Raw genomic sequence first — 21206 nt, 5'->3', positions numbered from 1 at the left:
TTTTAAATTGAAATCATTTTCCCATTGTACCCGAAAATCTTACCTTTGCGAAAACAAAAAGTAATATGAAATTTTTTATCGACACGGCTAATCTGGAGCAAATTAAAGAAGCTCAGGATTTAGGAATTTTGGATGGAGTTACAACCAATCCATCCTTAATGGCTAAGGAAGGAATTAGCGGAAAAGATGCTGTAATGAACCATTACAAGAATATTTGCGAAATCGTGGACGGAGATATTTCTGCGGAAGTTCTAAGTACCACGTATGAAGAAATGATCAAAGAAGGTGATGAATTGGCAGCAATTCACCCAAATATTGTGGTAAAAATCCCAATGATTAAAGACGGAATCAAAGCGTTAAAGTATTTTTCAAACAAAGGAGTTAAAACCAACTGTACTTTAATTTTTTCTGCAGGACAAGCCTTATTAGCGGCAAAAGCTGGTGCAAATTATGTTTCTCCCTTTTTAGGAAGACTAGATGATATTTCTGTAGACGGAATGAACTTAATTGAAGAAATCAGAATTATATTTGATAATTATATGTTTGACACAGAAATTTTAGCAGCCTCGATTCGTTCCCCAATGCATATTATTAACTGTGCGAAAATTGGTGCAGATGTAATCACTTCACCATTGGATTCGATTCTTAATTTATTAAATCACCCATTGACGGATAAAGGTTTAGCGCAGTTTGTTGCAGATGCTAAAAAAATGGGATAAGAAAATCTTTTTTAATATCAAAACCGCCCCATTTGAGGCGGTTTTTCTTTGCTAATTTTATGAGCACAACTACTTCTTAATTATTTTCTTAGAAAGGTTTTCACCATTTTTCATCCTGATTGTAAGTAGGTAATTACCTTTTGGAAGTTGTGACATATTGTTGCCAACAAAACTTTTTGAGGTTAGAACTATTTTGCCCTCTACGCTATAAATTTGAAAACTTTCTGCATTTATTGTATTGGCAAAATTTAAAATATCTTTAACAGGATTTTCTACAGAAGGTTTCTCATACAAATCATTAGAGACAGCAAGTTTTTCATTGAGCATGATAAATTTTTCAATATTAATCTGAGATAAATTTTGAGCACTACCTGCAGAAATTGAACTGATATAAATAAAATCGCCAGCAACCTCTATTTGTTTTCCGCCTGTAAGTTTATAATCTCTATTGTTATTAATTATCAAAGGCGAGCCCGCTGAGGAATAGGCGTTCATGGCAATTTGAGTCGATTTTTGATTTAAAATGAAAAATACGTTATTAGCATATCCAGCATCTAAAAACTGCTCATTATCGTCAGACGTTACAAATCCCTGCATATTAAAATTAGAATCTAAATCTTCAGATTTTAGAACAATTAAGCGGCTAAAATCAGGTAAAGAATAATTTTTATATTCGAAAAGTGAATAAACCATACCGTCTTTTGTTATTTTAGTGGAGATATTGGACTTATTCTGCAATGGAACACCATTGTATTGATGGCAAACTTTAGCGTTTAAATCTAAAACAGAGTTAGCACCGGGAAAGTTGAGATGATAAAAGGAAAAAATGGAGGAAGCAAGCGAATTAATATTACAAGTTGCTATTTTCCCATTTTGAAACTGTCCGATCGGATAATGATAATTGTAATTAATTTGTCCATTATTTCCGTGAGACACGTCTAAAACACCATTTTTGGTATATTTCTTCGGGTTAACTTCTGTCGAATTAGTTACAACGAGACTTTGATCAGCTAGAACTAAAACACTTAACGCTTGTGGATTGATGCTTTCTGTAATTTCTTCTAATACTCCATTATTTCCAAATGAAGTATCTATGATTCCATTTTCTGTATATCTTACAATTTTAGAATCTTCATAGGAATTTAGTCCTGAACTTTTTGGACCAAAGTAAACGATCAACTTTTTTCCTTGCATCAGCGCGTTGACATAATTGTTCACGCCTAAATCCAAAAGACCATTGGTTCCAAAATTTTCATCTAAAGTTCCATTTGGTTTTACCTTTAAAATGTAATCTGTTTCTGTAGTTTGAATAATCTGCAGGAGAGAATTACCAGAAAGCAAAATCATTTTACTTTGTGTAATAATTTGATTTGGAGGTATTTGATAACTAAAATGACCAGAATTACCAAAGGTTTGGTCGAGATTAATAGATACTTGAGCGTAGCTCTGAAAGACCCAGAGAGCCATCAGAAGGAGGGAAATTTTTTTCATCGTTTTTGTGTTGTTCAAATTTAATACTATCCGCAGAATTATTTCGGGCGAAAAGACCTTTTTTTGTTAGATTATATTGGAATAAAATTTAAAAGGAAAATTTTTATTAAAATAGATGAAATAAAAATCGCCTCTAAAAAACTCTCACAATTATATTGCACACAATATAATTGTTTCCTATCTTTGCACCTGTAAATAAGAACAATTAAAAATAATACAGATGTCATTAATAGAAAATTTAAAATGGAGACATGCAGTAAAAGCTTATGATGCCAAAAAGAAAGTATCTCAAGAAGACCTTAATCAAATTTTAGAGGCGGCAAGATTAGCTCCTACTTCATCTGGTTTACAGCCATTCCGTGTAGTTGTAGTAGAAAATCAGGAATTAAAAGAAAAAATGGTACAAGGTGCGTTAAATCCAGAAGTTATGAAAGATTGCTCCCAAGTATTGGTTTTTGCTGCATGGGACAGCTATTCTGACGCGAAAATCGATAAAGTGTACGATCATCATACCGATGTTAGAGATTTGCCTAGAGGAAGGTTTAGCGGTTACACGGACCAAATTAAAGATTTGTACAATGGGCAAAGAAAAGAAGAGCATTTTGCACATACTGCCAGACAAACGTACATCGCTCTAGGTTTAGCCATGGCTCAAGCTGCGGAATTAAAAATTGACAGCACCCCTGCAGAAGGATTTAGCAATGAAGTAGTAGATGAAATGTTAGGATTAAAAGAATTGGGATTAAGAAGTGTTACACTCCTCTATCTTGGTTATCGAGATGCTGAAAAAGATTACTTGGCACACATGAAAAAAGTGAGAATTCCAATGGAAGAATTCATCATAAAAAAGTAAAATTAATCCTCTAGAATTCCAAATCATGGACAATCAAGAAACCCCCAAATTAGGAAATCAACTTTGCTTTCCATTTTACGTCATCGCGAAAGAAATAACCGGAATGTATCGTCCTTTTCTGGAGGAACTTGATATTACCTATTCTCAATATTTGGTGATGATGGTACTTTGGGAATATGAAAGATTAACCGTGAATCAAATAGGAGAAAAATTATATTTGGATAGCGGCACATTGACGCCATTACTAAAGAGATTAGAAGCAAAATCACTCATCGTTAGACACCGAAAGAAAGAAGATGAAAGAGTGGTAGAAATCTTTTTGACGGAAGAAGGCAATCAGCTGCAGAGTAAAGCTTGCATCATCCCTGGAAAAATGCAGGAGATGCTTAACTTATCAGAAGATGACCTGCTTGAAATGAAGGAGACCGTAACTAAATTAATGAAAATAATAGAAAAACAATAGAAATGAAAACATTGTATACAACTAGCGTTATTGCAAAAGGCGGGCGCGACGGACATATTAAAAGTGAAAATGAAATTTTGGAATTGGACGTGAGAACTCCAGAAGCCTTGGGCGGAGCAAGTGATAAACATACCAACCCAGAAATGCTTTTCGCAGCGGGTTATGCTGCATGTTTTGATAGCGCATTAAATTTGGTTATTAAGAGATCAAAAATGGAGACTGGTGAAACTATGGTAACCGCAAAAGTAAGCATTGGTCAAATTGAAAACGGCGGTTTCGGCTTAGCAGTTGAATTGGATGTAAATGTTCCAGGAGTTTCTTTGGAAGAGGCGCAGAAATTAACGGAGCAAGCTCATCAAGTTTGTCCTTATTCTAATGCTACGAGAAATAATATTGAAGTGAAATTGGCAGTTACCAATAATTAATTGCTTCAAATTTTTTAAAAACACATTCATTATATATAGAAGATTAAATCGATTAGGAGATTTAATTGAAATTAAAAACGGCAAAACTTAGATAAGTTTTGCCGTTTCTTTTGTGACCGCGACAGGGTTCGAACCTGTAACCTTCGGAGCCGAAATCCGAAATTCTATCCAGTTGAACTACGCAGCCATTTTTAATTCAGTAGTTGAGTTTTTGCGTGGTTAAGTTTTTAAGTTTGGGAATTACTCGTACACAAAAACTCCCAACCCAATTATTCCTCCACTCATTACTCGTTTACTCTTTAAAAAGAAATCTTCACTCCTCCCAAAATCTGTGCTCCCAAAACTTTATACCCTTTGAAAGTTTGATACGGTGTATTGAGTAAATTATTTCCGAGTGCGAAAATACTGAAATTTTTGTGAACTTGGTACTCTGCAGACAAATTTAAATCAGCAAATCCGCCTACTTTGTCATTTCTGTTCTCCGAAGAAATATAAACATCAGGATTGATGCCGTCATTATTTATCTGAAATGAATTGGTGGTTTGATCCGTTGCAAAAATAGCTTTCGCACCTAATTTTAGCTTTTTATCTAACATGGCGTACTTTCCACCAATACTGGCTTTAACCAAAGGTTTATAGAAAATATTCTCATAATTGTCCAAATTGTATTTTTCAAAATTAACTTCGGCATCAAGCGCTAAATTTGCCAAAGGAAAATATTGAATACTTGCTTTCGCTTCACTCACTGTTCCATTATCATAAACGGAAGAAAAGGTATTGGCAAAATCATAAGCTGGTCTATTGTAGTCCACCGTGGCAGTAAATAAATCATTCGCCTGGAAGAATAGAATATTATTCATTTTCCCAAATCCTGCACTAAAATCATACTTGATGTTTTGGTCAATATCTCCGCGTAAACCAAAATAAAATTTATACTTGGTTTCTGTCGCGCGTAATTCTTGATCAGAAAGCAAGTAAGGATTCTCTTCCAATAAATTAGCGTAAGAATTTAATTTTAATCCTCCTGTGATTCCTGCATAAAACTTAAATTCATTAGCGGCTGCAAATTGCAATTCTGCTTTAGGAAACCAGTAGGTTTTGTTGGATTTTTCTTCCTGATCCAGAATGAAATCATCACCTCTGGCTAAACTTCTGGTTTTGGAGTTAAGAAAAGAAAAATCAGAGCCAATCATTAAGTAGGAATTTCCCTTGAAAAAAGTTAATTTCGGAGAAACTGTCCCATTTAAATATTGCGAAGAATTTTGATTCCGTAATTCGAAATCTGTATTAACGGTTTCTAAATTCAAGCCCAAGTCCGCATTAAACTTTACATCATTTAAAGCTGGCAATTCTACACCATGCTTCGATAAGTTGAATAATACTTCAGCTTGATTTTCCTGCGCATTAAATTTATCTGTTAGGAAAGAGGATTTCACCCGAACATCATTCAAAAATTCATTCGCGTAAAAATCATAGTATCCATTTACTTTGATACGGTTAGTTCTTTGATTTAAATCAACATTATTTGAACGTGGAGTGATGGCGTAAATCCCGTAATAGTTATAATCATTCAAACCATAATCAGCATTTACACTCAATTTTCCTTTTTCACCGTATGAATTTAGATAAACACCTGCGTTCCCGGAATTTTGTTGAGAATCCCAGTTATACACCTTTCTCAATCCTGTGGTAGATAGAAAATGAACATCACCACCTACTTCCATTCCACTGTCTAATTTCGTAGAAATATTTCCGTCCGCAAGGATTTTTCCATAATTCCCCATTCCCAATTGGAAATAGTTGTTTTGATATTCGGCATCAAATTTTGGAGAAATATCTTCACCTTGGATTAAAGAGGTTTTGAAATCTGAAGATGCCGGAACATTCGTAATATTATACGTTGGAGGATTGGCAGATTTCTCCTCTGGCGGATAATTTTTCTCTGCTTCGATGGACGTTTTTTTCTTCTCTATTTTTTTGACTTCCGGTTCCCGCTGTCGGTCCAAAATCAATTTTTCTTCCTTGATTTGGGAGAATACCACTTGAGAAAATCCTAAAAACAATAGGGATAATATTTGAAATCTTTTGTTCATTAATTTAATTTTTTAGACCAACATTTCGCGACTTCGTCGCTTCTTGTGGAATTACAATATTTTTCTACCAATATTTCGCGACTTCGTCGCTTTCTGGATTTACTTTTTAATTTGCTTTTTTAATTCCTTTGCTTCTGTTACAATTTCTGGGAAATCACCATAATTAGCAATAATTTGATCAGCCGTATAACTCGCTTGGTAATTATCTTTCAAACCAATGTAATTTCTAACCATTAAAACCAAAGATTTAGCGCCCCAATATTCTTCAGAAGCATAATTATTAGCCAATTTGAAAATGGTTTCATTAGAGGATTTAAAGGCCTTTCCTTTGTTTTGATAAAAAGCTTTGGCGTACAAAGATTCCGCGGCAACTTCTGTATTAGAAGATTTTTCTAAGGCAGTGTATGAATTTTTCGCTTCCGCATCTTTACCATTGTTCATTAAACTTCTGGCTTTTATCACTTTCGCTAACTCATTGACTGACGTAGAATTTTTGGGATTTTGCAAAACTAAATCTGCTAAAGTTTCAGCTTTTCTAAAATCTTTTTCGTCTGCGTAAATTTTCATCAATTCTACATTGGCAAAGTTTTTCACGTTCGCATTTGTGGAGTTGGAGAGGGAAACTAAATATTTTTTCGCCTCATTCGTATTATTTTGTGCTAAGTAAATTTGGGTAATGCGCGTTTGAGCATCTTCTTGGTAATCATTCTGAACCTGCGCAACTTCTTGTAAAACCAATAATGCTTTTGTAGAATTTTGCGTTTGGAAATAACTTTCACCCAATTCATATTGTGCTTGATATAAACCTTCGCCTGTAGGATTTTGAGTTAAATATTTTTCAAAAAGTGGAATCGCATTTTTATAATCCTTAGAAGCGTAGAAAGTTCTAGCGCGGTTGATGTTAATTTCATCAATTTCTGAGGCATCAATTCGAACGCCTAAACTTTGCGCAAAACTTTGATATCCTGCGATGTCATTATTTTTCACATAAATCGGTCTCGCTGCCTGCACAATTTTACTTGCAAATGCGGTATTTTTATATTGATTACCCAGAGATTTTAATTCCGATAACGCTCTGGTATCATCATTCTGGTCGATGTAATTTTGGGCTCGATAAATTTGGGCGTTCGCTACCAAATCCTTGTCACTACTGGTTTTAATAACTTGATTAAAATAGTCATTGGAATTGGTGAAATCGTCATTCGCCGCATATGCGGTTCCAATTTCATATTGTGAATCATCAAAATATTCCGAATTTTTATATTGCGAAAGCAATTTTTTTAACTCAGAAATTTTTGCAACGGTATCCCCTTTGAATCCTAAAGCCATGGCTTTTTGAAACATCGTATAATCATCTGCACTTTCTGCTTTATCATAAATTGCAATAGCTTCGTTCAATTCATTATTTGCATAATAGGTATCTGCCAAACGAAGTTCTGCATCATTTTTAAATTCCAGTTTTGGATCTTTCAAATAAGCCATGAAATTTTCCTTGGCTTTGTCGAATTTCTTTAATTTAAAGTAAGCATAACCCAAATCATAATGAAGTTGCTGCTTTTCGGGAAAACTTTCGCTCTTTAATTTTTCAAAACGCGTGATCGCAGATTGATAATTCCCTTTCTGGTAATAGGTTTGCGCTAACCAATAAGTCGCTCTTGTATTGAATTCCTTGTTGATATTAAATTCTAAACCTCGCAGAAAATAACTCTCTGCAGCATCTAAATTGCCTTTATTAAACTCTTCCGTTCCTAATAAATAAGAAACTTCTTGGACTACCTTATCCGTTTCTGGAGTGGAGTTCGGCATTTTATCAATGGCCGCCAAAGTCCCTTTATAGTCCCCAGAATACAAATAAGATTTCACCAAAAGTGATTTCATTTCTTTCGTATCAGGACTGTTTGGATATTTTGAAATGTAACTTTGAATAACATTTGACGCCGATTCAAAAGGATTTCCCAGTTCGTAACTTAATTTAGCATATTGCAAATGCGCCAACTGCTGCACTTTTGGATCGTACGTCATTTGGTAAGAAGAGCGAAATGCAGAAAGCGCTTCTTGCTTTTTGCCCACTTCTAAATAAGCGTTTCCTAATTGATAATACGCATTTTGAGAAGTCGCCGAGTTGCTGTTCAATAATTGATTGTAATAAGAAACGGCTTCATCATATTTCTGAAGATTCGCGGACACAAATCCCATCTCGTACAAATCACTTTCTGAAGGGTTTTCTTTGCTGTCTAAGTAAATCTTTAGATGTGGATAAGCCGAATTGTAGTCGCCTTTCATGAAATAACTTTCTCCAATCATTTTATGAACTTCCGCTTTGTAATCTGCAGAAATATTTTCATTAAGCAAATCATTCCCTTCTACAATTGCTTTATCATAGTCTTTTTCATTAAAGTACAATTGCACATAATACGGTTTTACGACGCGTGAATATTTTTCATTGTCCTTAATTTGATCAAAAAACACAAAGGCTTCATCATTTTGACCATCTGCATAATACAAATGTCCTAACATGTAAGCAATGTCATTCTTGTCAGATCCTTCTGTTGATTTAAACGCTTCTTCCAAAGCTTCTATCGCTCCTTGAGAATCACCGGTCATAAACTTGGCATAACCAAGTTTCATGATGTACTGTGTATTTTCTTCTTTGGAAAGTTGGTACTGATTCACGTTTTTCAAAGTTTCCAAGGCTTTATCGAAATCTTTTTGAGTCAGATAAAAATCGGCCAACGGTAAATTTGCCTGTGCGAAATAAGCCGAGTTTGGATATTCTTTAATGAAGGCATCTAATCCTTCTTCTGCATGATTTTTTCGTAAAATAACGCCGATGACGTTATCAAAAAATTGAGCTGCTTCTTTTTTTGAATTGGAAAGATTTTCATTGTAGAAATACTGTCGCGCATATTCAAATTGAGAAGCGTTGTAAATTTTATTTTGGTAGAGATTTTCAGCGAGGTTGAAACGGTAATTTTCACGGTCGCTAAAAAATTTAGATTGTTGAGCCTCGGATAAGCCGAAATAGAAAAACGCAGTTGCGATTAAGATTTTTTTTGAATTCATTTAATCCTGATTTTCGGAGTGTTTTTAGGAACCAGATGAGCGCTGTCAGAACGTAAAGCTTTAATAGCGCTTTTCCACATTTAATCAACGAAAATAAAGAAAAGTTATTGCTTATACAAGTTTTTTTGTAGGTTGTGGAAATGTGGATAAGTCTTAAATTCCTGACGGAAATCTGCTGTAAATGTTTTGCAAGATGAATTCAAGATCCAAGATCCGAGATTCAAGAATCTAGAATCTAGATTTAGGACGCAGAAAATTCTAATTTCTATTTTTTAAGAGGATCCATCCTTGGCGCTGTTCAGATTTTTGCGTTACCGGGTCATACCAAGTTACCACATACCAATAGGCAGAAGTTGGCAGCGATCTTCCTAATTGTTTACCATCCCATTCTGTGTTGCTAGCGTTTTTCGACTCAAAAACTTTTGCACCATTGCGATCAACGATCATAATTGAAACATTTTCCATTTGATCCAGATTCTCAATTTTCCAAGTATCATTAATTCCATCCGCATTAGGAGTAAATGCATTGTTGATCTTGATAAAGTAAATGGTCTTCGGCGGACCAAAACATCCGGTTGCAGATTCCACTTGAATCTCATAAGATGATTCTGCGGGATTATTTAAAATATTAGAGCTCTGGGGAATTCCATTAAAATAATAACGATAAGGTTTTACTCCTCCATTTGCAATAACTTCAATCGAATTATTAGTCTGATTAATAACTTCAATAATAGGTTGATTTTCTGCTGATACTGTAAAATTATGCGTGTACGAACATCCTAAATTGTTAGTTAATAACACGGAATAATGTCCTGCAACCGAGAAATTCACTGTTTGCGTAGTTTCACCCGTACTCCACTGCCAACTCGTGTTTTCCGATCCTGCGTCAATAGTGATGGTTTCGCCATAACAAATAAAATAGGTTTCACTAAGTGTTGAAGATTTTGTAGGAGTATTAGCAATCAGATTAATCTTTGCTGAGGAAGGGCAGAAATTAGGCGCTGTAATTCTAATATAAATCGTTTGTGCAAAAGGTATTTCATTAGAATAAATCGGAGAAATGGTTTGCGTAAAAGCTGCTTCTTTAAAATATTCAAATACCGCATTAGGATCTGACGAAAAATCTGATTTCTGAGAATCGAGATTGAAAGATGTTTTCCCATCAAAATCGGTATCGCAAATAGAGTAATTAATTTCATTTTGGAGTAAAATTGAATTTCCACCTTTTACAAAAGTAACCGATTGCGGATCAGAGTTGCATAAAGTGGTTTTGTCTTTTACCAAAAATTGAACGGTTTTTGGCAAACTCGTCACGTCAAAATTTGCCGGAAGTGCATTTCCATTTAAGTCTGTAAAAGTGTACTGTGCTGAATTCGTAACCACTGCATTTTGAAAATTTTGAAGCGAATATGAAGTTTCGGCGCAAATCAAAATCTGACTGGTAGTTGCAGCTGGCTTTGGATAAAAACCTAAATCAAAATTGACGATATCGCTACAAGTGGTATTGTATACAACTTTAATGTAAGGATTTTGACCTAAGAGGTTCGAATCATAATTGGTGATTTGACTCGGTGTCAAAAGCGTTCCATTAGAAGAATAATATTCTAACACCACATTCACGGGAGGTTGCGCGTCTGTAAGAGCAGCTACATCCTTTGTTAAATTAAAGATTGAGTTTCCCTGACAATTCTTTAGTGTTACAGGATTTTGGGCAATAATATTAGGTTTTCGATAAACTCGTAGAACAATATCGTTTGAGTTTGAAAAACACGTGGGATTAATTTTGCTGATTAATTTTGCATAAACAAGATAATCGCCAATAATTGAAGTCCAAAAATATCCTGCAACATTCAGATTTGGTCCGGGACCAGAAGAAACGATGATTTCCGAATTATCACTTTTATTAAAAAACTTCACATCATATTGATTTGCAGGATCAAGGATTGATTTGAGGTAATTAAAGTCAAATCGATTCGCATTATTATCTGCACCTGCACATCTCTCCTGCACCGGGATTTGTGGCACCGAAATATTTGCTCCGGGTGTAAATGTCACTTTGGTAGTAGTGGAACAAGATGCACCCAAAAAAGTCGTTTTAATATTGACTGTTTTAGTAACATCTACAGCACTGCCATTCCCGGCCGAAGTTCCGTCAGAATAAGTGTAAGTGAAAATATAATAAGCCGGAAATTGCTGCTCAAAAGTAGTTTTCAAATCATAAGTTGGCTGATTTGAGCACGTAGTTAAATTGATTTTATCCGTAACGGAAATAAAATAAACCGGTGAACCTCCTGTGATACAAGATAAGTTGTCATTTTCATCTTTGACGGCAAAGCTTAAATTAGCGATCTGATTTGCATTAACCACGTAATTTTCTGGATTGGTAACCAATGTATTTGCAGATCCTTCGTAAAAATAAACATTATATTTTTCTAAACCTGAAGCTGGGTCATATTTCGGGTAAATAAGTTGGTACAGATTAACCACTTTGGTAGCCGCTGGAATTGTAGAATTATCACAGACCACTGCAGGATTAAAATTTAATGGTGCTGGCAATTTTTCTTTTAAATATTCTAATTCATTGCTAGTAGAACCAATTGCACAAGAACTTTCATCTGGTTTCTTTACTTTAACAAAGAATCTTCCAGGTGCGTCTGTTACTCTGCTTAAATAGAGTTCTTGAGCTGTACTTTTAATTGCGGGATTCCCTACTTGATACCATTCATATTTTAGGAGTGGATCGTAAGAAGCATTATCAATTTTAAGAATAACTTGGCAATTGTCAACTTGCTTAGAGATTACAGGAGTTTTAACCTTGTTAAAAGTCACCTGATCAGAAACCACCGCTCCTACTTGAATTCCACTTGAATCTAAATACGTGACTTCAACTTTTAAGACATCAGAATCATTAGGCGCAAAATTATTGAGGGTGTTGGTCGTCTCTGCGAGTTGCGTCCCATTTCTAATCCATTTAAATTTTGGCGTTAAATTTTGATTGGGGGTGAAAATCCAAGCTACACCTTCACTTTTCCAAGGTCCATTGTTATAGTTATAAATGGTATTAGAATGTGGGGGTACTTTAAACTTAGACGCATCTTCATTTTGTAATCCCAAAATTGCATTGTAGTTATCTTCAGTTTTGTTATTGACGTAAATAATAATTCGGCCATCTTCAACCATCAAAATATTACTGACATAAGACGTTCCTGAAATACCACCTAGACCATTGGTCCGAATCTGATTTTGATAAGAAACTAGTAAGGCATTAGATGTTCCTACCATCACGTTTTTATAGGAGTAAGTTACACTGCTGTTTTGGGAAGCAGGAATTAAATCGGTGTATCCAAAAAATATACTTGAAAAATTAAGTTGTTGCGGATCTGCAATTTTGTAAATTCTGTTATAATCACCAGAAGGTAATTGTGAGTAGGTATTATAGCCCGCTATTCCACTAAAAGTTCGGTCAACAAATATGGTATTGTCTCGAAGCGATTCTAGCAGTGGATCATTGGTGAAAACCAATCTGCCATTGCTACCTGCAACCACTTTACTGTAGGTTTTGCCATAGAAACTGAAATTAAAACCAATATTAAAGGAATCACTGAACTTGTCTTTACCCGTAAATGGAAAAACTATAGGAGTTGAACCAGCTCCTAATGGAAAAGCAGCAGCTGAACCTCTCGTAATTGAATAATCGCCAGTAGAAGTTGCTACAGCATCAACTTTTAAATTAAAAGTTTCTCCCGGGCAGAAATACAGCTGCGACGGATAAACTGAATTATCCGCTGGATTAAACAAACTGATCGATTGTGCAGGATTTAGAATAATCCAAAAAAGCACAACCAGAGCATAAAACTTCCGCATTCTATAAAAATTTACAGCAAAATTAAGGTTTTAATTTCAAGCGACATTTTAAGCATTTTAGTATTCGAAATTTAAAAAAAAATCAGTTTTCTAAATTTTTCTTTTACATTTGTGAAAATCAACGAAACTATGAACCAACTTTTCCGAAGAAAAAACTACAGTAAAGACGATCATTCATCAGGCTTAGCACGTGTTTTAGGCGTTTGGGATATTGTATTTTTTGGAATTGCTGCAATTATTGGCGCAGGGAGTTTTAGCAGTTTAGGCGAGGCCGTTTTTCGTGGCGGACCAGGCGTTATTATTCTCTATATCATTTGTGGATTTGCTTGTGGTTTTACGGCCCTTTGTTATGCCGAATTCGCGAGTAGAATTCCCACCGCAGGTTCAGCTTATACTTATGCTTACGCAAGTTTTGGCGAATTAATGGCGTGGATTATTGGGTGGGCTTTAATTATGGAATATTCCTTTGGAAATATTTACGTTGCCTTTTCCTGGAGTGATTATTTTACCAGTTTTATGGGAAGAATCGGAATATTTATTCCAGAATTCTTGAGTACAAGTTACCCCGAAGCTAAAAAGGCATTTCTCGGAAATTCACAAAACATGGAATTGGTGAATGCTTGGAAAAACGCACCCCTCCTCGGAAATTTAAAAATCATTTTAGATATTCCTGCTTTGGTTATAAATGGTTTAATTACATGGTTGGTTTACAGAGGAGTTCGGGAAAGCAAAAATTTCAACAATGCTTTGGTATTGATGAAATTAGCCGTAATCGTTTTGATTATTTTGGTTGGATTTGCCTTTGTAAATACGGATAATTGGACGCCAATCAATCCGGTAACTCAAGTTTCTTCTTTCATGCCCAATGGTTTTGCGGGGGTAATGGCTGCAGTTTCGGGCGTCTTTTTCGCGTATATCGGCTTTGATGCCTTGAGCGTTTTATCCGAAGAAACAAAAGATCCGCAGAGAAATTTACCGCGTGGAATGCTTATATCCTTGGTTTTATGTACCGTAATCTATATTATTCTCACATTGGTTTTAACAGGAATGGTGGATTACAGAAAATTTGAAGGAGTGGGAGATCCGCTCGCTTTTATTTTCGAAGAATCCAATGCCAATATTGCCTGGATGGAACTTACTGTTTCCTTCGTGGCGATTATTGCCATCACCACTGTTCTACTCGTTTTTCAAATGGGACAACCCAGAATTTGGTATGCCATGAGTAGAGATGGACTGATGCCGAAGAAATTCATGACCATTCACCCAAAACATAAAACGCCATCCTACGCGACAATCGTAACGGGAATTGTAGTGGGTGTTCCTATTTTATTCACCGATAAATCTTTCATTCTAGACTTTACGAGTATCGGAACCATCTTCGCATTTGTGCTGGTTTGCGGTGGAGTTTTGCTCTTACCCGCTAAAGAAAAATTACCCGGAAGATTTCATTTGCCCTACATCAACGCGAAAATTATTTTCCCCGTGATATTCTTAGGTGGTCTGGCTTTCTTCTACTTTTGGCAACCCGAATTTTTCCATAATTTGATGAATTGGAATGATCCTAAAGATGGCGAATTTCATCTTTCTATGTTCTTTTTTCTTTTGATAAACATGGTTTTGGTTGTATTAGCTTTTGTGAAAAATTTATCACTTATTCCATTAATGGGATTAAGTTCTTGTCTTTATTTATTAACGGGAATGACGCATAACAACTGGTTCTGGTTCTTGGTGTGGTTCGCAATTGGTATGGTGATTTATTTTGCATATGGGTACAGACATAGCAAATTAAATAAAAATTTCAACGAAGATTTAAACTAAATCAAATGTCCGAAAGAATTAAAACCTTCGATGAATTTTACAAATATTATTTGACAGAACATCAAAATATCTGGACGAGGATTTTCCATTTTGTGGGAACTTTACTCATGTTCTTGGTCATTTTTTACGTCGTCAAATCAGAGAAAGAAAGATTTCTTTGGTACGTTCCTCTGTTTGGATATGGATTCGCGTTTTTCAGTCACGCCGTTTTCGAAAAGAATCGACCGGCAACTTTCAAATATCCTTTCTGGAGTTTGCTTGCGGATTTCAAAATGTTTTTCGAATTACTGACGGGGAAAACAAAATTTAAAGCATAAAAAAAGCCCGATTAATTCGGGCTTTTCTGTGTTTCAAATGGGATTATTTAAAAATATTTTTTTCTACTTCGATGGCTTTGTTTACCGCTTCCGCAATTTTTTCAAGGGCGTTCTTATAAGTTGGTGGCGTATTCCATTTTCCTCTAATGATCTAAATTTTCATATGATTTCTTCTTAATTATTTAAGCATTCAAACAAAAAACCAACTTTTCGAAGCTGGTTTAATAGTTTACATAGTGATTAAAATTTATTCCACGGAAAAGGAGGAAACTACAGTCTGCTTTTCATCTAAAGCGTTTGGATTAGAAATAGTAATTCCGTATTCACCTGGACTTAAAGGGTTAGATAGTTTCAAAATATATGAACTTGTTCCAAATTTTTTTCCACTAAATAAAATATAATCCAGATTATTACTTTTTCCCGATCCGAAACTACTAATAGAAGCCAATTCCGCTCTTCTATATTTTTTCTTTACTTCAAATTTAAAAATTTTAATAATCGACATTGGATCTGTCATATTATCAATATTTCTAATAATAATTTTTACATCATCTGCTGCTCCAACTTTCGTGGATGAGGTGAAGCCGTCTATTTGCAATTGGCTTCTTACTTTCCCGATTCCAGATAAAATTAGTCCAGTAGATGCTACAGTTCTGTTTTGTGCTAATTGTTTTTCTAATGGAACAGCTGCTTGATCATTCTTGATCAGCAAACATTCCCCGATGAATTCTGGCTCTGCAACATCTTGTGCATTAGAAATCCCCATCAAACCAAGGAATAAAAAAGATAGTAGTAATTTTTTCATTGTGATATTTTTTTGGTAAATATATCAAAACTTCGCACATCATCGGGGTAAATCGGAAAATTCAGACAAAAAAAACCAACTCCGAAAAGTTGGTTTTTGCTTTATTCAAACGCAAAATATTATTTTACATCATCCATTTTTTGAGTTGCTGCCATGGAAACCATCAAATCATTCAACATTGAATTGGCTGCATTAGGCGAATTTGGTAATAAAACCAAACTGCTTTTATTGCTGGAACCAATCGCTTGAAGTGTGTCATAATGCTGTGTTACTACGATTAGAGCTGAAGCTTCCTGTGCGTTAATATTCGCTTCGTTCAGCATTTTTACCGATTCTACCAAACCAGCGGCAATTTCTCGTCGCTGATCTGCAATACCTTGACCTTGTAATTTTTTAGATTCTGCTTCTGCTTTTGCAACCGCAACAATTCTAATTTTTTGCGCTTCAGATTCGTATTCAGCCGCAGTTTTTTCACGTTCTGCTGCATTAATACGATTCATTGCATGTTTTACCTGCTCGTCTGGATCAATGTCCGTCACCAAAGCTTTGATGATATCATAACCATAACTTTGCATCGCTTCCTGAAGTTCTCCTTTTACGGCAATTGCCACATCATCTTTACGAACAAAAACGTCATCCAGTTTTAACTTTGGAACTTCTGCACGTACCACATCAAACACATAAGAGGTAATTTGATTTTCTGGATTTTCCAAACGGTAAAAAGAATCTGCAACTTGTGTTGCAATTACTTGATACTGCACCGAAACTTTCATTCTGATAAATACGTTATCCAACGTTTTAGTGTCAATAATTACGTCCAACTGCTGAATTCTTAAATTCATTCGTTTCGCTACTTTATCGATAAATGGAATTTTCAAGTGAAGTCCAGATTGACGAACCACCAAAAATTTTCCCAAACGTTCTACAATCGCTGCAGTTGCCTGATTTACCGTAAAAAAAGATGCGAATAATACAATCAATCCGAAAAAGATGATTACTCCTAAAAATGCCATAATTTAAATTTTAAATATTAATAATTTAATCAGAGTTATTTTTTCTGATTTGACCTAAAGATAGGATAAATTTTTCTATTTTTAAAGGAAATATTCTAAATGAAATTTGTTTTATACTTAACTCCGTTGTTTCTAATTTTTTCTTGTGAAAAAAAACCAGATGCTGATTTTGGCAATGATAAATGCTTCAATTTTAAAGAAGAAAAAAATACATACACAGATTTCAAAGCTGTTGATCAAAAAGTAATATTAGAAGTAAAATATCCTAATCTGGAATTTGAAGAAATTAAAAATCCGACAGCATTTGACCCGAATTATTCAGGTTATACTTATTCTTTCCCCGATGTAAAAAACTTGCTATCTCCGAACGAATTTCAATATTTAAGAAAATTTAATTATCAAAATATCGATTATTATTTAGCTCAAAACGATTTTGGATATTGGCTAATTGAGTATATCAATAAAGTTGAAAGACCTTATTTTTTAGGAATCGCTACAGACAAATATATTCATGTAAAAAATTCAGAAAAATTTCCATTAATAATCAATGGCAAACTTCAAGTTGAGTGTGCTTTTATTCGGCAAGTCGAACAAGAAATTCAATTACTTTCTGGTCCAAAATATGAAGCCGTAAAAGATAATTTACTGCTGAAAATAAATTTAGAGACGATAAAAAATGACAGTGACAATGATGGTTATAATGATTTGTTCGAAAATTACATTAGCTTAAATCCAAATTCAAAAGATAGTGATGGAGACGGAATCAATGATTTTGAAGATACAAATCCATTATACAAATCAGAAAAATCAGACTTCACTTCTTTATATGAAATTCTATGTTCAGAAATTGATTTTTATAATAAAACAATTACAACTGAGGAAATACAAAAATTGAGAATAAAAAATAAAGACGAAATCAATTCAAAACCTTTCGTTTTTTCGGTCTATTTTAATGATTGCCCTTATTTTAAACGCATCAATCCCATCTCTGAAAAAACTTTGATCTTAGATGAAAAATATTTGAAAAAAAATAATTTTTCTGTGGGAAATCAATTTAATTATTCTGATTTTTCTTTATTTAAAAAATTAAATAGTCATGAATTTGAAATCCGCAAGTATCATCACTCAGGAAGTGCGACATTTCAGTGCGAAAAAACTAAAGCAGGATGGCAAATTAACACCACTCAGATTGTTTCAATTTGAAATTTACATCGTCATTCCAATATCAATACCTTTAATTTTTCGGTAAAGATCCGTCGCGAAATTATCTGTCATTCCCGACACAAAATCGATTACGCCTAATACTTTCTGATAATCCGTTCCGTCTTCATACAAAAATTGATTCGGCAATAATTTCAAAGCCATTTTATCATAGGATTTATGCGTAGATTTTTCCTTTAAAATAGGTGGAATAAAATGATCGAGCAATTCATTCATCACATTGTAACCTGCGTTTTCTATTTCTACCACGGCTTTGTGACCATAAATTTTCTCGATGGAAAAACTTTCAATTTCCTGCAACGATTTATTCTCCGATTTATAAATATCCAAAAGTGCGCGATCCAGATTTCCCTCTAAAATCAAATTAAAATTCTGCTGATAAATTTCGATGGATTTGTTGATCAAAGCATTGATGACTTTCGCGCGCAGGTAAGATATTCTTTCGTTGGAATTAGTCAAAATCGCCAGTTTCTCTTCTACCCTTTTTGTATTTTGATTTTCTGATTTAATGAGTTCAAAAAAAAGATTCTCGCAATCCGAAGTGGACACAATTCCCAATCGGTGCGCATCTTCCATATCGATGATATTGTAGCAAATATCATCTGCAGCCTCTACTAACCAAACAAAAGGATGTCTTTTGAAAATGGTCGGTTCCGTACTTTCCGGAATCATGTTGACGGATTTTGCAATATCCAGAAAAGTTTCTTTTTCATTTTGAAAAAACCCAAATTTTTTCCGGTGAATCACTCCTTTTTTCTTTGCTACGGCTTCACACGGATATTTTGCAATACTCGCTAAAGTAGAATATGTCAGTTGAGTTCCACCTTCATCTTTTCCTTTTTGTTGATGCGTTAAAACCCGAATGGCATTAGCATTTCCCTCAAAATTGACGAGATCTGCCCATTCTTTTTCGGAGAATTTTGGCTTTAAATCGTTTTCATTTTTTTCGAAATAACTCGCAATGGCATCTTCACCGGAATGTCCGAACGCAGGATTTCCCACATCATGACACAAACACGCTGCAGCAATGACATTATGCAGATTATGCTGATAAAAATTCTGCGCATTTTCATCCAACTCATTTTCGAAATTTTTAAAAATAAATTCACCGATGACACTTCCCAAACTTCGTCCTACAGAAGAAACTTCCAAGGAATGCGTTAATCGGTTATGCACGAAAACACTTCCCGGAAGGGGAAAAACTTGTGTTTTATTTTGCAAACGCCGGAACGCTGCTGAAAAAATAATTCGGTCAAAATCCCGTTGAAAATCTGTTCTTGAGGCGGAAGTTGCAGGATTTTTTCCGGTTCGCTGATTGGTGAAAAGCGTGTTTAAAATCATAATAGGAAGCCAAAAATAAGCCTTAAATTTAAAGAATAAAAATTTTTGGTTATGAAAGTGTATTTATTATTTCTGCCCTTCCTTCTATTTTCCTGCAATAAAAAATCTACCGATGAAAATGCTGCAAAAAAGAGCGCAGAAGAACAATGTTTTATTTTAAACAGCGGTGTAAATTACGATGAAACGCCAGAAATCAATTCGTTGCCAACATCTGAAGAAATAGTAAAAAATCTCCCGAGACACATTCAAATGACGGAGATAAAAGATTTTAAAAAATTTAATTACGATAAAAAGGAAACTGCAACTCTAAAAGCAACGGAAAAAGAATATTTTGCTTCCGCAGATTATCAAAGTACTTTTAAAAACTGGATTGCTGCCTTGCCAGAATTTAATTACCTCTCGCAAGAAGGAAATTTTGCTTTAGCAAAAAATAAATATGGACTTTGGATCGTGGAGAAAATTAATAATAATTACAAACCTTATTTTTTAGGCTTAACGCAAAATGTTTATTTAGAGAATTTTTATGGGAAAAATCAAAAATTTCTAGAAAATAGTAAGTTTGCGATGAATGGAACTTTGGTTGATGTGCAGCGACTTTCCCGAATTCCAATGTTACCGAAATATAAAGTCATCAAAGAAAACGTGGCATTTTCTATCGATTTAAGTGACCTGAGAAAAGACCGTGACCAAGATGGTTTCAATGATTTATTTGAAGAATTTCTTGGACTAAATCCAAACGCAACTGATACAGATGGAGACGGAATTTCTGATTTTAAAGATCACAATCCGAAATACAGATCAGAAAGTTCAAAATTTACTTCTATGTATGAAAATGTAGTGGATCAACCTGCGAAAAATATGCATTATTCTTTTACAGAAGTTTTAACAGATTGTACCTACTTTCAATCCATTAATCCGAAAAATTTGAAGGTTTTACTCTACAACACTTCCGAAAAAGCGCCTATTAAAGAGGATGTTTTAGATTTATTTTTTCCGGGGAAATACAGCAAAATGAACACCTACAAAAATTATCCTGAAGTTTATTTTACCGATTTTTCTGATCCAACGGGTGATGGTACTTTTTCCGCAGAATTTCTAGAGGGAAAGTGGAAACTGGATAAAAAATATACGGTGACTTTTGGGATGTGAGAATTTTCAATATGTAATGAGTAATTAGGTGAGAATTATTTTGAAAATATTTTTTCTAAAACTTTTACAACTTCTATCTGTTCTATTTCTGAGAGGTTCGCTAACTTATTTTTAAGTCTTGATTTATCCACGCAGCGCAGTCGATCTAAAGCAATTTGCCCTTTTGTATTTTTTACCACACAGTTCACGGGCGAAGGATAATTTTTCAAAGTCGAAGTTAGCGGTGCGATGATTACAGTATTTAAGGCATTATTCATTTCATCTGGGGAGATAATAACTCCAGGTCTTTTGCTAATTTCTGATCCTTTTTTGGGATCAAATTCTACAAAATAAATCTCAAATCTTTTTACCACGTCCATCCTTCTTCCTCAAATTTGTTAGAAAAAGTCATCTCCATTGTTTCATCCTGCAATGAACCTGCTTTTAAAAATTGCTCTGTCCAATTGTTTGTTACCTCAGTAACTTTCTGAATTAAAATTTTGCCCTCTTTTACCACAATTTCCAATTCGTCTTTTGGTTCTATATTTACCTCTTCCAAAACGCGTTTGCTTAAAATCACCTGAAGAATTTC

The 21206-nt window shown here is 34.5% G+C and carries 17 protein-coding genes and 1 tRNA gene; 8 read left to right on the top strand and 10 right to left on the bottom strand.

What is annotated here, in order from left to right:
* Positions 1-65: 65 nt before the first annotated feature.
* Entirely contained in the window at positions 66-719 is a 654-nt protein-coding gene (gene fsa, locus RCH13_RS00670; RefSeq protein WP_326985283.1) for a fructose-6-phosphate aldolase, read from the top strand.
* Positions 720-788: 69 nt separating this feature from the next.
* Here the strand turns inward: fsa and RCH13_RS00665 are convergent, their stop codons facing one another.
* Positions 789-2210 (bottom strand): T9SS type A sorting domain-containing protein, encoded by a 1422-nt coding sequence (locus RCH13_RS00665; RefSeq protein ID WP_326985282.1) that lies wholly within the window; start codon positions 2208-2210, stop codon positions 789-791.
* A 220-nt stretch (positions 2211-2430) separates the two neighbouring features.
* On the opposite strand from RCH13_RS00665, the gene RCH13_RS00660 reads away from it, so the two are divergent.
* From RCH13_RS00660 to RCH13_RS00650, 3 genes are read left to right on the top strand one after another with little or no spacing between them, the layout of a single operon-like run.
* Complete coding sequence (locus RCH13_RS00660; RefSeq protein ID WP_326985281.1) at positions 2431-3063, top strand: NAD(P)H-dependent oxidoreductase; 633 nt, start codon at positions 2431-2433, stop codon at positions 3061-3063.
* Positions 3064-3088: 25 nt separating this feature from the next.
* Entirely contained in the window at positions 3089-3526 is a 438-nt protein-coding gene (locus RCH13_RS00655) for a MarR family winged helix-turn-helix transcriptional regulator (protein WP_326985280.1), read from the top strand.
* Positions 3527-3528: 2 nt separating this feature from the next.
* Entirely contained in the window at positions 3529-3951 is a 423-nt protein-coding gene (locus RCH13_RS00650; RefSeq protein WP_326985279.1) for an organic hydroperoxide resistance protein, read from the top strand.
* Positions 3952-4064: 113 nt separating this feature from the next.
* Here the strand turns inward: RCH13_RS00650 and RCH13_RS00645 are convergent.
* From RCH13_RS00645 to RCH13_RS00630, 4 genes are all read right to left on the bottom strand, one after another.
* Positions 4065-4138 (bottom strand) — tRNA-Arg (locus tag RCH13_RS00645).
* 112 nt (positions 4139-4250) lie between these two features.
* Positions 4251-6044, bottom strand: a complete 1794-nt coding sequence (locus tag RCH13_RS00640) for a TonB-dependent receptor (RefSeq protein ID WP_326985278.1) — start codon at positions 6042-6044, stop codon at positions 4251-4253.
* 99 nt (positions 6045-6143) lie between these two features.
* A complete protein-coding gene (locus tag RCH13_RS00635) occupies positions 6144-9107 on the bottom strand; it encodes a tetratricopeptide repeat protein (RefSeq protein ID WP_326985277.1) in 2964 nt (987 codons plus the stop codon).
* A gap of 258 nt (positions 9108-9365) precedes the next feature.
* Positions 9366-12971, bottom strand: a complete 3606-nt coding sequence (locus tag RCH13_RS00630; RefSeq protein WP_326985276.1) for a gliding motility-associated C-terminal domain-containing protein — start codon at positions 12969-12971, stop codon at positions 9366-9368.
* A gap of 129 nt (positions 12972-13100) precedes the next feature.
* On the opposite strand from RCH13_RS00630, the gene RCH13_RS00625 reads away from it, so the two are divergent.
* Entirely contained in the window at positions 13101-14789 is a 1689-nt protein-coding gene (locus RCH13_RS00625) for an APC family permease (protein WP_326985275.1), read from the top strand.
* A gap of 5 nt (positions 14790-14794) precedes the next feature.
* Entirely contained in the window at positions 14795-15106 is a 312-nt protein-coding gene (locus tag RCH13_RS00620; protein WP_326985274.1) for a DUF962 domain-containing protein, read from the top strand.
* Between the two features lie 247 nt (positions 15107-15353).
* Here RCH13_RS00620 and RCH13_RS00615 read toward each other — a convergent pair whose 3' ends face one another.
* Entirely contained in the window at positions 15354-15911 is a 558-nt protein-coding gene (locus RCH13_RS00615; RefSeq protein ID WP_326985273.1) for a hypothetical protein, read from the bottom strand.
* A 119-nt stretch (positions 15912-16030) separates the two neighbouring features.
* Positions 16031-16924, bottom strand: a complete 894-nt coding sequence (locus RCH13_RS00610; RefSeq protein WP_326985272.1) for an SPFH domain-containing protein — start codon at positions 16922-16924, stop codon at positions 16031-16033.
* Positions 16925-17023: 99 nt separating this feature from the next.
* On the opposite strand from RCH13_RS00610, the gene RCH13_RS00605 reads away from it, so the two are divergent.
* A complete protein-coding gene (locus tag RCH13_RS00605) occupies positions 17024-18127 on the top strand; it encodes a hypothetical protein (RefSeq protein WP_326985271.1) in 1104 nt (367 codons plus the stop codon).
* Between the two features lie 3 nt (positions 18128-18130).
* Here RCH13_RS00605 and dgt read toward each other — a convergent pair whose 3' ends face one another.
* Complete coding sequence (dgt, locus tag RCH13_RS00600) at positions 18131-19486, bottom strand: dGTP triphosphohydrolase (RefSeq protein WP_326985270.1); 1356 nt, start codon at positions 19484-19486, stop codon at positions 18131-18133.
* 51 nt (positions 19487-19537) lie between these two features.
* On the opposite strand from dgt, the gene RCH13_RS00595 reads away from it, so the two are divergent.
* The gene (locus RCH13_RS00595) at positions 19538-20635 is read left to right on the top strand and encodes a hypothetical protein (RefSeq protein WP_326985269.1); all 1098 of its coding nucleotides are present in this window, start codon (positions 19538-19540) and stop codon (positions 20633-20635) included.
* Between the two features lie 35 nt (positions 20636-20670).
* Here the strand turns inward: RCH13_RS00595 and RCH13_RS00590 are convergent, their stop codons facing one another.
* A complete protein-coding gene (locus RCH13_RS00590) occupies positions 20671-20994 on the bottom strand; it encodes a type II toxin-antitoxin system PemK/MazF family toxin (RefSeq protein WP_326985268.1) in 324 nt (107 codons plus the stop codon).
* Positions 20982-21194, bottom strand: coding sequence for an AbrB/MazE/SpoVT family DNA-binding domain-containing protein (locus RCH13_RS00585; protein ID WP_326985267.1), 213 nt, complete (start codon positions 21192-21194; stop codon positions 20982-20984). Before RCH13_RS00585 ends, RCH13_RS00590 begins: the two co-directional genes overlap by 13 nt.
* Positions 21195-21206 lie beyond the last annotated feature (12 nt).

It is taken from the genome of Chryseobacterium sp. MP_3.2 (genome assembly GCF_035984805.1).
Taxonomy (GTDB): Bacteria; Bacteroidota; Bacteroidia; order Flavobacteriales; family Weeksellaceae; genus Kaistella.
The sequence above is the reverse complement of the archived record's forward strand: the minus strand, read 5'-3'. Positions and strand labels throughout refer to the sequence as shown.

Coding starts and splice junctions, on each gene's coding strand:
- fsa (WP_326985283.1), top strand. CDS start 66: ATGAAATTTTTTATCGACACGGCTAATCTGGAGCAAATTAAAGAAGCT.
- RCH13_RS00665 (WP_326985282.1), bottom strand. CDS start 2,210: ATGAAAAAAATTTCCCTCCTTCTGATGGCTCTCTGGGTCTTTCAGAGC.
- RCH13_RS00660 (WP_326985281.1), top strand. CDS start 2,431: ATGTCATTAATAGAAAATTTAAAATGGAGACATGCAGTAAAAGCTTAT.
- RCH13_RS00655 (WP_326985280.1), top strand. CDS start 3,089: ATGGACAATCAAGAAACCCCCAAATTAGGAAATCAACTTTGCTTTCCA.
- RCH13_RS00650 (WP_326985279.1), top strand. CDS start 3,529: ATGAAAACATTGTATACAACTAGCGTTATTGCAAAAGGCGGGCGCGAC.
- RCH13_RS00640 (WP_326985278.1), bottom strand. CDS start 6,044: ATGAACAAAAGATTTCAAATATTATCCCTATTGTTTTTAGGATTTTCT.
- RCH13_RS00635 (WP_326985277.1), bottom strand. CDS start 9,107: ATGAATTCAAAAAAAATCTTAATCGCAACTGCGTTTTTCTATTTCGGC.
- RCH13_RS00630 (WP_326985276.1), bottom strand. CDS start 12,971: ATGCGGAAGTTTTATGCTCTGGTTGTGCTTTTTTGGATTATTCTAAAT.
- RCH13_RS00625 (WP_326985275.1), top strand. CDS start 13,101: ATGAACCAACTTTTCCGAAGAAAAAACTACAGTAAAGACGATCATTCA.
- RCH13_RS00620 (WP_326985274.1), top strand. CDS start 14,795: ATGTCCGAAAGAATTAAAACCTTCGATGAATTTTACAAATATTATTTG.
- RCH13_RS00615 (WP_326985273.1), bottom strand. CDS start 15,911: ATGAAAAAATTACTACTATCTTTTTTATTCCTTGGTTTGATGGGGATT.
- RCH13_RS00610 (WP_326985272.1), bottom strand. CDS start 16,924: ATGGCATTTTTAGGAGTAATCATCTTTTTCGGATTGATTGTATTATTC.
- RCH13_RS00605 (WP_326985271.1), top strand. CDS start 17,024: ATGAAATTTGTTTTATACTTAACTCCGTTGTTTCTAATTTTTTCTTGT.
- dgt (WP_326985270.1), bottom strand. CDS start 19,486: ATGATTTTAAACACGCTTTTCACCAATCAGCGAACCGGAAAAAATCCT.
- RCH13_RS00595 (WP_326985269.1), top strand. CDS start 19,538: ATGAAAGTGTATTTATTATTTCTGCCCTTCCTTCTATTTTCCTGCAAT.
- RCH13_RS00590 (WP_326985268.1), bottom strand. CDS start 20,994: ATGGACGTGGTAAAAAGATTTGAGATTTATTTTGTAGAATTTGATCCC.